At 72.3% G+C, this 13,211-nt stretch carries 15 protein-coding genes; 7 read left to right on the top strand and 8 right to left on the bottom strand.

Translation table 11 applies throughout. The annotated features are described in order from the left end of the window. Positions 1–98: 98 nt before the first annotated feature. Positions 99–1,022 carry a quinone oxidoreductase family protein gene (locus ACZ7PG_RS30910; protein ID WP_470242650.1) on the top strand — a complete coding sequence of 308 codons (924 nt, stop codon included), beginning with the start codon at positions 99–101 and terminating at the stop codon, positions 1,020–1,022. 62 nt (positions 1,023–1,084) lie between these two features. On the opposite strand, the gene ACZ7PG_RS30905 is transcribed toward ACZ7PG_RS30910, so the two are convergent. Next, positions 1,085–1,678 carry a TetR/AcrR family transcriptional regulator gene (locus ACZ7PG_RS30905; RefSeq protein ID WP_470242649.1) on the bottom strand — a complete coding sequence of 198 codons (594 nt, stop codon included), beginning with the start codon at positions 1,676–1,678 and terminating at the stop codon, positions 1,085–1,087. 77 nt (positions 1,679–1,755) lie between these two features. Between ACZ7PG_RS30905 and ACZ7PG_RS30900 the strand changes: the two genes are divergently transcribed. Next, positions 1,756–2,565 carry a dienelactone hydrolase family protein gene (locus ACZ7PG_RS30900; protein WP_470242648.1) on the top strand — a complete coding sequence of 270 codons (810 nt, stop codon included), beginning with the start codon at positions 1,756–1,758 and terminating at the stop codon, positions 2,563–2,565. On the opposite strand, the gene ACZ7PG_RS30895 is transcribed toward ACZ7PG_RS30900, so the two are convergent. After that, positions 2,552–3,130 carry a TetR/AcrR family transcriptional regulator gene (locus ACZ7PG_RS30895; RefSeq protein WP_470242647.1) on the bottom strand — a complete coding sequence of 193 codons (579 nt, stop codon included), beginning with the start codon at positions 3,128–3,130 and terminating at the stop codon, positions 2,552–2,554. The genes ACZ7PG_RS30900 and ACZ7PG_RS30895 overlap by 14 nt on opposite strands. A 74-nt stretch (positions 3,131–3,204) precedes the next feature. Between ACZ7PG_RS30895 and ACZ7PG_RS30890 the strand changes: the two genes are divergently transcribed. Next, positions 3,205–4,224, top strand: coding sequence for a zinc-dependent alcohol dehydrogenase (locus ACZ7PG_RS30890; RefSeq protein WP_470242646.1), 1,020 nt, complete (start codon positions 3,205–3,207; stop codon positions 4,222–4,224). Positions 4,225–4,238: 14 nt separating this feature from the next. Here the strand turns inward: ACZ7PG_RS30890 and ACZ7PG_RS30885 are convergent, their stop codons facing one another. Further along, positions 4,239–4,682, bottom strand: coding sequence for a hypothetical protein (locus tag ACZ7PG_RS30885; protein WP_470242645.1), 444 nt, complete (start codon positions 4,680–4,682; stop codon positions 4,239–4,241). Positions 4,683–4,908: 226 nt separating this feature from the next. Here ACZ7PG_RS30885 and ACZ7PG_RS30880 point away from each other — a divergent pair, with 226 nt between their 5' ends. Next, a complete protein-coding gene (locus ACZ7PG_RS30880; protein ID WP_470242644.1) occupies positions 4,909–5,406 on the top strand; it encodes a hypothetical protein in 498 nt (165 codons plus the stop codon). A 63-nt stretch (positions 5,407–5,469) separates the two neighbouring features. Here ACZ7PG_RS30880 and ACZ7PG_RS30875 read toward each other — a convergent pair whose 3' ends face one another. Next, positions 5,470–5,757 carry a hypothetical protein gene (locus tag ACZ7PG_RS30875; RefSeq protein ID WP_470242643.1) on the bottom strand — a complete coding sequence of 96 codons (288 nt, stop codon included), beginning with the start codon at positions 5,755–5,757 and terminating at the stop codon, positions 5,470–5,472. A 99-nt stretch (positions 5,758–5,856) separates the two neighbouring features. On the opposite strand from ACZ7PG_RS30875, the gene ACZ7PG_RS30870 reads away from it, so the two are divergent. Continuing rightward, positions 5,857–6,672, top strand: a complete 816-nt coding sequence (locus ACZ7PG_RS30870) for a MerR family transcriptional regulator (RefSeq protein WP_470242642.1) — start codon at positions 5,857–5,859, stop codon at positions 6,670–6,672. Between the two features lie 65 nt (positions 6,673–6,737). Next, positions 6,738–7,658, top strand: coding sequence for an aminoglycoside phosphotransferase family protein (locus ACZ7PG_RS30865; protein ID WP_470242641.1), 921 nt, complete (start codon positions 6,738–6,740; stop codon positions 7,656–7,658). A gap of 56 nt (positions 7,659–7,714) precedes the next feature. On the opposite strand, the gene ACZ7PG_RS30860 is transcribed toward ACZ7PG_RS30865, so the two are convergent. The 4 genes from ACZ7PG_RS30860 to nhaA form a co-directional block, all read right to left on the bottom strand. Beyond that, positions 7,715–8,413: a VOC family protein gene (locus tag ACZ7PG_RS30860; protein ID WP_470242640.1), complete on the bottom strand. Its 699-nt coding sequence runs from the start codon at positions 8,411–8,413 to the stop codon at positions 7,715–7,717. Between the two features lie 274 nt (positions 8,414–8,687). Then, a complete protein-coding gene (locus tag ACZ7PG_RS30855; RefSeq protein ID WP_470242639.1) occupies positions 8,688–9,608 on the bottom strand; it encodes an NADP-dependent oxidoreductase in 921 nt (306 codons plus the stop codon). A 125-nt stretch (positions 9,609–9,733) separates the two neighbouring features. Further along, a complete protein-coding gene (gene pdxR / locus ACZ7PG_RS30850; protein ID WP_470242638.1) occupies positions 9,734–11,143 on the bottom strand; it encodes a MocR-like pyridoxine biosynthesis transcription factor PdxR in 1,410 nt (469 codons plus the stop codon). 31 nt (positions 11,144–11,174) lie between these two features. After that, positions 11,175–12,587: a Na+/H+ antiporter NhaA gene (gene nhaA, locus ACZ7PG_RS30845; RefSeq protein ID WP_470242637.1), complete on the bottom strand. Its 1,413-nt coding sequence runs from the start codon at positions 12,585–12,587 to the stop codon at positions 11,175–11,177. Positions 12,588–12,669: 82 nt separating this feature from the next. Between nhaA and ACZ7PG_RS30840 the strand changes: the two genes are divergently transcribed. Further along, complete coding sequence (locus ACZ7PG_RS30840; protein ID WP_470242636.1) at positions 12,670–13,173, top strand: DsbA family protein; 504 nt, start codon at positions 12,670–12,672, stop codon at positions 13,171–13,173. The last annotated feature ends 38 nt before the right edge of the window (positions 13,174–13,211 follow it).

Genomic DNA, 13,211 nt, shown 5'->3' with positions numbered 1-13,211 from the left:
CCCGCGCCTCAGCCGGTTGCCCCTGACACCGGTGTGAACGGTGACGATGGCCGCAGGGCCCGGAAACACCGGGCCGGTCACCCGGAAGGCAGCGGAAAATGGGACAGGCATGGGGCTTCGGCGCGCACGGCGGACCCGAGGTGCAGGAATTCTTCGACCGTCCCGATCCCGTCCCGGGTCCGGGTGAGGTGCTGATCCGGGTCGACGTCGCCGGGGTCAACCCCCTCGACCACCTCCTGCGCGCGGGCCTGGTCCCCGGGCTCGACGGCGGCCGCCCGTTTCCCCGCGTGCTGGGCATGGAGGCCGCGGGGACCGTTCTCGCGCTGGGGGAGGACGTCGACGGGCTCGCCGTGGGCGACGCGGTCTTCGGCTTCGCGCTCACCGGCGGCGGCACCTACGCCGAGACGACGGTGCTCTCGGCGCCGAACACCGCCCGCGTCCCGGATGGACTGCCGGCCACCGTGGCGGCGACGCTGCCGATCGCGGGAACGACCGCGGTGGACGCGCTCGACCAGCTCGGCCTCCCGGCCGGCGCCACGATCCTGGTGAACGGGGTCGGCGGCGGCGTCGGCCTGGCGGTCGCCCGGCTGGCCGCCGCGCGCGGGCTGCGGGTGGTCGGCACCGGCAGTGCCGCCAAGCGCGAGCAGGCCGAGGCCGCCGGGGTGCGGTTCGTCGACTACACCGCGGGAGACGTGGTCGCCGCGGCCCGGGAGCTGCTGCCCGGCGGCTTCGACGGGATCGTCGACCTGGTCGGCGGCACCTCCCTGCGGGCGATCGCCCCGCTGGCACGCGAGCCGCACACCGTCATCGCGGTGGGCGACCAGTCCGTGACCGACATCGGCGGCCGCTTCGTCGACCGGCGCCTGGACCGCGAGAACCTGGAGCGCGCGGCCCGGCTGGCGCTCGAGGGAGTCCTCGCCCCGGTGATCACGGCGGTCCACCCGCTGTCCGACGCTCCGGCCGCCTTGGCCACCGTCGAGAACGGCCACCCGTCGGGCAAGGTCGTCATCAAGGTGACCTGAGCAGGCGGTGGACCCCGCCAACGACACGCCGTACCTCGCCCTGGAGCACGCCGCGGTTGGCGTCAGCCGACGACGTCCGACGCGAGGCGGTGCGCGCGGTCCAGCTCGGTGCCGTCGCCGAAGAGCTGGAAGCGCGTGGCGCCGGCGCGCAGGTACGCGTCGATCCGGAAGGCGTCGTCCGCCGGCTCGGCGGTGTCCGCAATGGACAGTTCGGTTTCCAGCAGGTGCAGCCATTCGCGGGTGAGCCGGCGGACCGCGTCGGCCACCGGGCCCTCCCGGTGGCCGTACTCGACCGACGTCGTGGCGATGAAGCAGCCGCCGGGGAAGACGCCGTCGCGCAGGTAGGTGACCCAGTTCGCGAGCACGGCCCGGAGGCGGAGCTTGCCTGGCTCGACGTCCCACGCCGGAGCGATCACGTGGTGCAGGTACAGGCGGCGGGCCTCGGCGACGGCGGCGAGCTGGATGGCTTCCCGGCTGGCGAACACGGTCAGGATCCCGCTCTTGCTGTGCCCGGTCCGCTCGGCGAGGGAGCCGACGGTGATGGAGTCCAGCCCGTGCACGGTCGCGGCCATGGCGGCCTGCCGGGCGACGTCCTGACGGGTCCGGTCACCGCGGGCGCGGCGCCCGTCCGCTCGCGGGGAGGGTGCGTCGGCCATGACGTGATTGTAGACGACCGATCGGTCGTGTAGATTGCCGACAACACGACCGATCGGTCGCATAGTGGAGGACGCCCGTGGATGTCGACGACGCCGTCCTGGACGGCTTCGCCCGGCGAGTCGTTTCGCTCGCCGGGAAGGAGAAGGTCGTTCACGTGGCCGGCGACGGCCCGGCGGTGGTCGTGCTGCCGGAGATGCCGGGGATCAGCCCCGACGTGGTGCGGTTCGGGCGCTGGGTGCGCGACGCCGGGTTCACGGTGTACCTGCCGTCCCTCTTCGGCGTCGACGGCGCGTACCCCACGGTCGAACTGGCCGAGCCGATCCTCCGGCGGGCCTGTGTCAGCAAGGAGTTCCGCGCGTTCGCCGGCGGGGGCACCAGCCCGGTCGCGGAGTGGCTGCGAGCTCTGGCGCGCACGGCGCACGCGGAATGCGGAGGTCCGGGCGTCGGTGCGGTGGGCATGTGCTTCACCGGCAACTTCGCGCTGACGATGGCGCTGGAGCCGGCCGTGATCGCGCCGGTGCCGAACCACCCGTCGCTGCCGTTGGACGACCCGGCCGGCCTCGAGCTCTCACCCGAGGACGCGGCCGCGATCCAGGAGCGCTTCGCCCGCGACGACCTGACGGCGCTGGCCTACCGTTTCGACAACGACAAGTGGTGCACCGGACAGCGTTTCGCGGCTTATGCGCGGCTGCTCGGCGATCGATTCGACGGCCGTGTCCTGCCGGGCGAATGCGCGAACCCCGCGCCGCCGCCCTTCTTCCGGGAGGTGGTGGGGACGCCGCACAGTGTCGTGACGGCCCACTTCACGGATGAGGACGGCCACCCGACAGTGCGAGCCCGTGACGAGATCCTCGCGTTCCTCCGCGCTCGTCTCATCGCTGCGTGAGCTGTGACCGGATGATCTGCTCGACGATGCCGTCGAGCGTCGCCGGGATGTCCCGGCCGGCGCCGAGGTAACGGCGCACGGCAGCGTAAGGCAGGTCGACGACGATGAGGAGGACCTCCGCCGTCGCGCGTCCGGTCGCCGCCTTGAGGTCGGTCACCAGGCGGCGGATGTGCTGGTCCCAGCGTGCTTGGTCGGCCTCGCGCGAGCTGCGGCTCTCCGCGGGCCAGGCGGTGGGTTCGAAGGAGCCGAGGCCGGCCAGCAGCACCCGTGCGTCAGCGGGGTTCGCGCGGCACCACGACACCGTCCGGCGCCCGAGGGCGGCGGCCGCGGCCACCGGCTCGTCGTCGAAGAGCGGGTACAGCTCGGCGTGGAAGCCCTGCACCGCCCGGTTCCAGACGGCGGCCAGCAGCGCCGCGCGGTTGGGGAACCGGTGGTAGACGGAGCCGCTGGACACCGCCGCTTCCCGGATGACGCCGGCGATGGTGATGGCGTCGGCGCTCCCGGTCGCGAGCAGCCGCACTGCCGCGTCGAGGATCGCCGAGGTGTCGTGGACGGGTCGTGGCATGGGTTGACGATAGCGAACGCCCTCTCTAGAGTCTTCTCTCTAGAGAGAATCGTCTAGTCGGTGTCGGGAGACCCATGCGAAGCCTCGTCCTCACCGGCCCCCGGAGCCTGCAGTGGCAAGACCGGCCGGCGCCCCGCGTGTCCGCGTCCGGCGACGCACTGGTGCGGCCCATCGCGTCCGCGGCCTGCGACCTCGACCGGCGGCTCGTGGTGTCGCCTTCGCCGTTCGAGACGCCGTTCGCGCTCGGCCACGAGGCGGTCGGCGAAGTCGTCGACCTCGCGGGCGACGAGCCGGAGCTCCGGATCGGCCAGCGGGTGGTCATCCCGTGGCACATCAGCTGCGGAACGTGCGAAAACTGCCGGCGCGACCTCCCGGGCGCGTGCGCTTCGGTGCCGGCGCTGGCGTCCTTCGGCACGAGCGTCGGCGGTCTGTGGGGTGGGTTGTTCGACGAGCTGGTGCGCGTTCCGTGGGCACGGCACAACCTCACGCCGCTGCCGTCGTCGATCGAGCCGTTCCTGGCCGCCTCGGCCAGCGACAACCTGACCGACGCCTTCCAGGCGGTCCGGCCGACGTTGGATGCTCAGCCGGAGGCCGAGGTGCTCGTGGTCGGGGGAACGGCCAGCCTCGGGTTGCTGACGGTCTTGAGCGCCATCGCACTGAGGGCCGCGAAGGTCACGTACTTCGACGTGGACGAAGGGCGGCGTGCGAAGGCCGCGGCCGCGGGCGCCGCGGTGGTGGCGGCCGACGCGTACCCCGACCGCCTCGACGGCCGTTTCGACCTGGTGGTGGACGCGTCGGCCGCGGCGGAGGGGTTCCGGTGCGCGCTGCTGTCCACCCGCCCCGGCGGCACGTGTGTGATCCGGTCTGTCTACTTCGGAGAGCCGCGTCTGCCGTACTTCGCTTTGTACGGCACGGGTATCAATCTTGTCGTGGGTCCGCCTCACGCGAGCCCGCACGTGCCGGACGTGCTGAAGCTGGTCGGCGACGGAACCTTGGACCCAGCACCGATCCTGGCCGGCCCGTTCGACTACGCCGACGCCGTCGAGGTACTGCTGGAGCCGCCGGCGGGCAAGCCGGTCTTCACCCGCCGGTGAGAATCAGATCCCATTCAGCGATAAATATCGCCGGTGCGAGGGTTTTGTCCGTTCTGGTCGGTCAAGCTGACTTTGACGTGATTGGCTCCACCCGGGACATCGGCTTTGAGAGGGATGTCCTCCCCGGTGTTGGAGTTGCAATGAGTGCTCGTGTTTCTGACGTCCAACTGAGTCGTGCCCGCGAGTGCGTAAGCGTAGAACCGTCGGCACCCGACTGCGTGAAATGTCGCCTGGACGCTGGCCGAACGGTTTGCGAAGAGCACGCTTCCGGTGATGTAGCTGCTTCCGTCCGCGCCGTAGACCAGGAAGTCATGGGAAGTCCCGGCCGGTGCGGCGGTGGCCGCGGGTGCTTCCATCAGAACCAGCCCGGCGATTGCGGCAGCCGTTGCCATCGCCGCGCGAGCCTTCCTCTTGGCCGTCGCCGGCCATTGTGACGTGAATCCGGAATTCATCCGCATGGGCTTTCCCCTCATCGTTCGCTCACAGTCCCTGGCGAGCCGGAATCCGTCCTATCACACAATCCCGCGCCGCGGGAGAAATAGCGTTCACCGCACCGACTTCCCGGACTGGTCGTGCGGCCGATCGGGTGAATCGATCGAGTGCGCGTAAACCGGGTGAGTGACCCGGGCGTTGGCCGTCGGTGCGTCCGGAACGACCGGGCGCGGCTGGTGAGGGGAGTACCGGATGATGTTCCGGACACGAGTGGCGCGAAGCTGGTCGATGGCGGCGGGGATGGTGCTCGCCGCGGTGATCACCTCCGCCTCGCCGGCGGCGGCGAACGCGGCGGTGAACGCGACTCCGACGGAGAGTTCGGCCGCGCAGGCGCCGGCCGCCGGCACGTCATTCCACTACACGGCGGTACCGGCCAGTGGCAGGGTTTCCTGCTACGGCTACTACGGCACGTTCAAACAGGGGTCCTTCGTCATGGTCGTCGACTGGATCCACACCAGCGACGAGTGCTTCGGCATCTCCACCGACCGCACGGTCTGGCACGCGTGGCCCAACTCCGGAGGCTGGAAGAAGATGGGCGGCAACGGGCTCGCCGACGACATCGCCTACGCCGTGGACGAGACCCCCAACGGATCCAAGGGGGTCGTGATCTGGGTGGCGGCCAGCAACAAGTACTGGGTTCAGCGCTACGCCCCGCCGCTGGGCTGGACCTCGGAGTGGACCCTGGCGTAGCGGCCGCCCCAGCGCCACCGGACCCACCCGATCGGGTCCGGTGGCGCGCGAGGCGACCGGGTGCTAGCGCTCGCCGGCCAGGAATTCGGCCGTCCACCGGAGAGCCGTCGAGCAGGCCTCGGCCTCGCTGCCGCGGAAGTGCTCGACGACGTCGCCGCCGGACCACAGCATGAGCGCGACGGTGCCGGGCCGGATCGGGGTGAGCCCGAGGAGCCGGCGCCGGCCGTCGCGCTCGAGGACGCGCTCGGCGGTGAGCCACTGCCCGGTCGTGCCGGTGCGGGTGATCACCCAGTCCGGGTCCGCGGCCAGTTCGGCCACGGACCGTGGTTCTTCGGTGTGTTCGGCGTGCACGCACACCAGCCTGACACAGCCGGCGTGCTCAGGTGATCAACGCGTGAATGCCGGGTGAAAAGTTGAGTCTCCGTCAGGGGGAGACCGCAGGCTGGGGGCATGGACGACGAGAACCTCCTCACGATCGGGGCTTTGGCCGCGCGGACCGGTCTGTCCGTCAAGAAGATCCGGTTCTACTCCGACAAGGGGATCGTTCCGGCGACCTGTCACAGCCCGGCCGGCTACCGCCTGTACGACGTCGCTGCCCTGGGCCGTCTGGAACTGGTCCGCACGCTCCGCGAGCTGGACATCGACCTGGCCACGATCCGGCGCGTGCTGACCGACGAGACTTCGCTGACCGACGAGACTTCGCTGACCGAGGTCGCTGCCGCGCACGCAGCCGCCCTCGACGTGCACATCCGGGTCCTGCGCCTGCGGCGTGCGGTGCTGGCCGCGGTCGCGAACCGGGAATCGACCCCTCAGGAGATGGCCACCCCCGACCATGTCGAGGCGTGGATGGAACTCGTGGAGCTGGTCCAGGACAACGACTTCCGGGCCGCGGTGCGGCGGATGGCCGAGTACCAGGCCGCCCAACGCGCCGACGGGGACACGACCGGCCTGCACCACGACCTGACCGAGACCGTGCGCGAGGACGTCGGCCGGGCGCTCGCCGCGGGCATCGCACCGGACTCGGAGCAGGCCGGCGGCATCGTCGGCACGCTCACCGCGTGTTACGCCGAGACCTTCGGCAAGGCCGATGACGACCAGCTGAAGCGATGGATCCTCGAACGGCTCGAGGTCGCCGACGATCCTCGCGTGACGCGGTACTGGCAGCTGGTGGCCACCATCAACGGCCGGCCTCCGCTCCCGGACCTGGAACCGGTGTTCACCTGGTTCGGCCAGGCACTGCGCACCCATCTCGGCGGCCGGTGCTGAAGCCGGCGGCGCCCGTGCCATCGTGGTCGCTCGATGTTCAGGCTCGACACGGGGGTGTGATCACGGTGCACGAACTGTCCGAGAAGGTCCGGCGCTGGGTGAGCGACGCGGCGGGAGGCAGCGCCCACCTGGCCACCGGCCTGCGACAGGGGGCCAATCCGTGGCTTGTGAAGTTCGAACCGGGCAGCCGCGTCGAGGCGGCCGTGCTGCGGCTCGGCGACCCCGCCGATCCCGACCACTGCGAGCGGTTCGCCACCGAGGTGGCGGCCCTGCGCGTCGCCGGCGACCACCGGCTGCCCGCGGCCAGGCTGATCGCCACGGATCTCGACGGTTCCGCGGCGGGCGTCCTGGCGGTGCTGACGACGGTCCTGCCCGGGCACAGCCGGATCCCCTCGGTCGCCTCCACCGAGCGCCTGCGGGGCTTGGGGGCCACAGCCGCCGCGCTGCAGGCGGTCCCGTTGGCGCCGCGGACCGCTCTGCCGGTGCGGACCCGCTCGATCGCGGACGTCGACTTCGCGGCCCAACGCCGGGAAAAGGGCACGACCGCGCTGCTGACCGCGGCCGAAGAACGCCTGCAACGGTTGCCCGCGCCCGGCGGCCCGACCGTCTTCGTGCACGGCGACCTGTGGTTCGGGAACACCCTCTGGTCCGGCGACCGCTGCACCGGCCTGGTCGACTGGGACTGCGCCGGAGCCGGATCGCCGGGAATCGACCTCGGCGGAGCGCGCTTCGACGCGGCGTTGATGTTCGGGCTGCCCGCCGCCGAGCAGGTCCTGGAGGGGTGGCAGCGGGCTGCCGGCCGACGAGCCGAGCAGGTCGCCTACTGGGACGTCGTCGCGGCATCAGTCACCTTGGCCGACATGGCGTTCTGCGTGCCGGCGCTCCACGACCAGGGCAGAACAGACCTCGACGCCGGCCTCCTCGGACAACGCCGGGACGCATTCCTCACCGCGGCACTGAGCCGCCTCGACGCCGACGACCAGTAGCCGGCGGCCGGGTCGGCGGCCTGGGGGAATGACAGGCCGATCGGCTCGGTCCTCGGTCATCCGGACGCGGCGGGGAGACGCACGCAGAACGCGTTGCCGTCCGGGTCCGCCAGTACGACGGTGCCGTCATCGCGGGCGTCGAGCCGAGCGGCGCCGAGGGCGATCAGCGCGTCCACCGCCGCCTCCTGATCGCCGTCGTCCGGGAGCAGCTCGAAGCGCTGCCGGTTCGGCGCCGCGGGCGCGCCATCCCAGGTGTCCCAGGCGAGTTTCGTGCCGCCGCGCGGTGACTGGATCGCGATCTGCTCGCCCCGGTCCCACACCAGGGGCCAGCCCAGCGCCTCACTCCAGAACCGGCCGGCCCGCCGGGTGCCGGCACAGGTGAGCTCGCCCAGCGGGCCACACCCGGCGAGGTAGCCGTTGCCGGGCTCGATCACACAGAACTCGTAGCCCGCCGGGTCGGCCAGGACGACGTGCCCTTCCTCGGGTCGCTGCCCGACGTCGAGGTGGCGGGCACCGAGCCTGATCGCCGTGGCCACCGTGCGCCGCTGGTCGTCGAGGTCGGCGCTGGTCAGGTGCAGGTGCATCCGGTTCGCGCCGGGTTGGCCGTCGCGCCCCGGTACGAACCGCAGGCCGAGCTGGGTGTCCCCGCCGGGGAGCAGGGCCCCGTCGATGACGTCCCGGCCGAGCAGCTCGGCCCAGAAGCGTGCCGGTTCAGCCGGGTTGTCCGCCTCGAAGGTCACCGCCAGCAGTCGCATCACCGGAACGTAGACACCACCCCGTGCGGCGGCAAGCCAATATGCCGCCAGCACCCGGGCGAGGCCGCTGACCTCGATCACCGTCGTCCCGGCGCGATAAGCCGCTCCTCGCCGGAGCCTGCCGGTGGATCCGGTGGTAACCCACCGCTTCCCGGTAGCGGAGGCGATCGCGGCCTTCGACCGCGCGAAGGCCTCGAAGGTCTTGCTCGACTTCACGAACCGTCGACCGGAACGGCCGCGCCCGCTCGGCAGCGTCTCCGCGACGCCCGGATCGCTACGACTCGTCGACCACGACGATCGGCTTCCCGCCACCCTGCCGTCCGGCACCGAACGCCTTAGGCACGTCGGCCAGTGAATGGCGCGTCCCGACCAGAACGCGCAGGCTGCCGTCGCGCACGAGCGTGGCCAACTGGGCGAGCTGGGCCCGGTCCGCTTCCACGACGAAGAAGACCGACCGCCCGTACCGCGGCTCGAACTCCGGCGGAGCGGCGATCGTGACCAGCGTGCCGCCCGCGCGCACCAGGCCGGCGGAGCGCACGCCGATCTCCTCGCCGAACACGTCGAGCACCAGGTCGACTTCGCCGACGTCTTCCAGCTTGTCGTTGTCCAGGTCGACGAACGCGTCGGCGCCCAGGTCGAGGGCGACGTCACGGTTGTGGGCGCGGCCCGTGCCGATCACGGTCGCCCCCGCTCGCTTCGCCAGCTGCACCGCGATCGAGCCGACTCCGCCGGCCGCGCCGTGGATCAGCACCGTCTGTCCCGCCTGGAGGCGGCCGTGGTCGAACAACGCCTGCCACGCGGTCAGTCCGGAGACCGGCAACGCGGCGGCGACGGCGTGCTCGATGTCGGCCGGCAGCGGTGCGAGGTTGCGGGCTTCGACGGCGGTGAACTCGGCGAGCGACCCGTCACGGGTCCAGTCGGCGAGCCCGAACACGCGCTGTCCCACGGTGAGGCCGGTCGTGCCGTAGCCGAGCTCGGTGACGACGCCCGACAGCTCGTGACCGGGCACGCTGGGCGTCCGGTCCCGGCCCGACCGGTCGGTCCACGTGCCGGGCCACTCCAGCTCGCCGGAGGTGAAGCCGGCCGCGTGCACCCGCACGATGACGTCGTTCCCCGCGGCGTGCGGGGCCGGGAGGTCGGTCAGGGTCAACCCGTCGACCCCGGCGTCGGGGTCCTTGACGATGATGGCTTTCATGCTGAGTCCTCGTGGTGAGCGGGCAACGGGGCGGCCGCGTCCTGTGCCGGCCTTTCCGCGAGGCTAGCTCCGGCCGGGGCCGGCACCTGGGTCCACTTGGGACGCGCGGGCGGGGACCACTCGGGTCACGTGAGCGCGCGGATCAGCGCGTCGAGCACGCCGGACCACCCGCTCGGCGAGGGTGCGGCGAACCCGATCACCACGCCGTCGCGGTCCGAGGCGGCGCCGGGATGCCGGAAGAAGTCCAGGGGCTCGACGGTCAGCTGCTCGGCGGCGATCCGGCGCACGAGTTCGCCGCCCGTGCGCCCGGGTTGTTCGAGCACGACGTGCAGTCCGGCGGCCATCCCCGCCGCTCGCACCTCCGGCGCGTGCCGGGCGAGCGTCTCGACCAGGTGCCGGCGCCGGCGGCGGTACTGCGCGCGCATCGCCCGGATGTGCCGGTCGTAGGAGCCCGACTCCACGAACTCGGTCATCGCCAGCTGGTTCACGAACCCGACGGTTTCCTCCGTTTCCCCCTTCTGGGCGACGATCGCGCCGACGAGGCGGTCCGGCAGCACGAGCCAGCCGAGGCGCAGGCCCGGCGCGAGCGACTTGCTCGCGGTGCCCAGGTACAGCACGTGCTCGGGGTCGAGGCCCTGCAGGGCGCCGACGGGGGACCGGTCGTAGCGGAACTCGCCGTCGTAGTCGTCTTCGATGACCAGCGCGCCGCGCCGGCGGGCCCACTCGACGACGGCCGCGCGCCGGTCGTAACGCAGTGCGACCCCCAGCGGGAACTGGTGCGACGGGGTGAGGAGGACGGCCCCGATCGACGGCAACCCGTCCAGCACCGCCGGGTCGACGCCGTCGGCATCGACGGCGAGGGGAACGGTTTCGAGCCCGGCGCCGGCCAGCGTGCGGTGCTGGGACGGCAGGCCGAACTCCTCGACCGCCACCCGCGTCACCCCGGCCGCCGCGAGCGCGGCCGCGACGAGTCGCAGCCCCTCCGCGGCGCCCCCGCACACGACGACGTTGCCGGCGTGCGCGCGCAGCCCGCGGGCCCGCGTGAGGTACCGGGCGAGGGTGTCGCGGAGTTCGCCGCGGCCGTGGGGATCCGTGTAGCCGAACGCCTCGAACGGCGTGGTGCCGACCGACTTCTTCACCGCGCGGATCCACTCGTCGCGCGGGAACGACGACAGGTCCGGGTGCCCGGGCCGCAGGTCGTGCCCCGGCCGCGAGCGGGTGTCGGCCGGCCGAGGTCGTTCGTCGACGAAGTCGGCCACCCGTTCGGCAACTTCGGTGCCGGAACCCTGCAGCCCGGTGAGCCAGCCCTCGTCGATGAGCTCGGAGTAGACCCGGACGACGGTGTTGCGGGCCACCTGCAGGTCGGCGGCGAGGGCACGGCTCGACGGCAGCCGGGTCCCGGGCGCGAGCCGGCCGGCGCGGATCGCCTCGCGGACGGCGTCCGTGAGGCTGGCCCGCACGTTCCCCTCGAGCCGCCCCAGGTGCAGGTCGAGACCCGTCGTCCGGGGACGGCGCTCGGCCGTTCGGTCGCTCACGGGTCAACGATAATGGCCGCTCACGATGCCGCTAGGCCACGCTCGGGTCCAGCCACGGGCCTTCGGGCAGCTCCGGAAGCGCGAACTGCTCGTCGAAGGAGCACAGGGGGAGCCGTTCGCCGAGGAACCGCAGCACGACCGACCCCAGGACCGCCGCACAGAGCGAACCGGCGAGGACGCCGACCTTGGCCTGCTGCTGAAGCCCGGGATCGGTGAACGCGAGATCCGTGATGAACAACGCGATCGTGAAGCCGATCCCGGCCAGCATCGCGCCACCGATGAGGTGGCTGTAGCGGACGCGGCCGGGCAACGTCGCGATGCCGGTCCGGAGTGCGATCCCCGCGCCCAGGGAAATACCGAGGGTGTTGCCGGCGACCAGGCCGACCGCGACGCCGAGGGTGACGGGGGAGGAAGCCGCCGCCCGCAAGGCGTCGCCGTCGAGGCGCACGCCGGCGTTGGCCAAACCGAACGCGGGGATGATCGCGAAGGCGCTGACCGGGTGCAGGATCGCCTGCAGGCGCTCGTTCGCCGAAAGGGTGGCTTTCATCGCGGTGGTGGCGAGCCGCACCCGCGTCGGGTCCGCGCGCTCGATCACGGCCCGCCCGTAGAGGCGGAGGCGTTCGCGGGCGTGACCGTCGACCGCGCCGGCCGGCACGAGCAGCCCGATGAGCACGCCGGCCAGGGTCGGGTGCACGCCGGACGCGTCGACCGCCACCCACAACGCGGCGCCGGCGACCAGGTACGGCGTCAGCCGCCACACGCCCAGTGCGCGCAGGGCGAGCAGCGCCAGGACCAGCACCGCCGCCGCGGCGAGCGCCACGACGGACACGTGGTGCGTGTAGAACACGGCCATCACCGCGATCGCCCCGATGTCGTCGCCGATCGCCAGCGTGAGCAGGAAGAGCCGCAGCTGGTCGGGGCAGCGGGGACCGAACAGCGCCAGGACGCCGATCAGGAACGCGGTGTCGCTCGACATCGGGATGCCCCAGCCGGCGGCAGCCGGGCCGGAACCGGCGAAAGCGAAGTAGATGATCGCGGGCAGGGCCAGCCCGCCGAGCGCGCCGCAGGCCGGGACGACGATCGAGCGCAGGTCGTGGAGCTCGCCGACGGACACCTCCCGGCTGATCTCCAAGCCCACCACGGCGAAGAACACGACCATGGCCACGTCGTTCACCCAGGCGCGAAGGTCCAGCGTGAAGTGCGCGCCGCCGGCTTCCACGCCCGCCTGGATCCCCCAGAACGCGTCGTAGTTCGCGCCCGCGGCGTTCGCCCAGACGAGTGCGGCCGCCGTCGCGGCGAGGAGCAGGACCGCGCTGCCGGCTTCGGTCAGCAGGAACCGGCGCAACCCGGCGGTGACGTACGGCAGCGGGGTGTTCACGCGGCGGGCCATGGCCGGCAGCTGGGGGAGGAGTCCTTCGGTGAACCGGCTCGAGTCGGGCTTCACAGGCCGAGTATGCCCGACGGGCCACCGGGTAACGTCGGGCGCGCACTGTCCCGAATGGACCCGTCGCGCGGAGGGATCGCCTGTGACGACACCGAGTGAGGTCGATCCGGACCGCCACGTGTACGGCGATCCCGCGGCTTCGGTGACCGTGGTGGAGTACGCGGACTTCGAGTGCCCGTACTGCGCCGCGGCGGCACCCGAGCTGCGCAGGCTGGTCGACGGCTCGGACGGCACGATCCGGTTGGTGTTCCGTCACTTCCCGATCTTCACGATCCACCCGTACGCGCTCACCGCGGCGCTCGCCGCGGAGGCGTCGGGGGAGCGGTTCTGGGAGATGCACGACTTGCTGCTCACCCACCAGAGTGAGCTGACGGACGTCCACCTGCGGGCCTACGCGGCGCGGACCGGGGCGGGCGAGGTCACCGGCGAGGCCGTGCAGCGGTTCCGGCCCGCCGTCGTGGCCGACTACACCTCCGGCGCCGAGCTGGGGGTCCGGGGCACCCCGGCGTTGTTCGTCGACGGCCGCGTCTACCGGGGCCGGGTCAGCTTCCCGGCCCTCCGCTCGGCGGTGCGGCCGCAGTCGTGACGGGGTTGTTCGTCCGGCAATGATGGACCGAGCAGTCC

The sequence above is a fragment of the Amycolatopsis sp. NPDC114504 genome (genome assembly GCF_055633595.1).
The sequence above is the reverse complement of the archived record's forward strand: the minus strand, read 5'-3'. Positions and strand labels throughout refer to the sequence as shown.

Bases quoted from the DNA above. Each gene is read 5' to 3' on its own strand.
- ACZ7PG_RS30910 (WP_470242650.1), top strand. From the start codon at position 99: ATGGGACAGGCATGGGGCTTCGGCGCGCACGGCGGACCCGAGGTGCAG.
- ACZ7PG_RS30905 (WP_470242649.1), bottom strand. From the start codon at position 1,678: ATGGCCGACGCACCCTCCCCGCGAGCGGACGGGCGCCGCGCCCGCGGT.
- ACZ7PG_RS30895 (WP_470242647.1), bottom strand. From the start codon at position 3,130: ATGCCACGACCCGTCCACGACACCTCGGCGATCCTCGACGCGGCAGTG.
- ACZ7PG_RS30890 (WP_470242646.1), top strand. From the start codon at position 3,205: ATGCGAAGCCTCGTCCTCACCGGCCCCCGGAGCCTGCAGTGGCAAGAC.
- ACZ7PG_RS30885 (WP_470242645.1), bottom strand. From the start codon at position 4,682: ATGCGGATGAATTCCGGATTCACGTCACAATGGCCGGCGACGGCCAAG.
- ACZ7PG_RS30880 (WP_470242644.1), top strand. From the start codon at position 4,909: ATGATGTTCCGGACACGAGTGGCGCGAAGCTGGTCGATGGCGGCGGGG.
- ACZ7PG_RS30870 (WP_470242642.1), top strand. From the start codon at position 5,857: ATGGACGACGAGAACCTCCTCACGATCGGGGCTTTGGCCGCGCGGACC.
- ACZ7PG_RS30860 (WP_470242640.1), bottom strand. From the start codon at position 8,413: ATGCGACTGCTGGCGGTGACCTTCGAGGCGGACAACCCGGCTGAACCG.
- ACZ7PG_RS30855 (WP_470242639.1), bottom strand. From the start codon at position 9,608: ATGAAAGCCATCATCGTCAAGGACCCCGACGCCGGGGTCGACGGGTTG.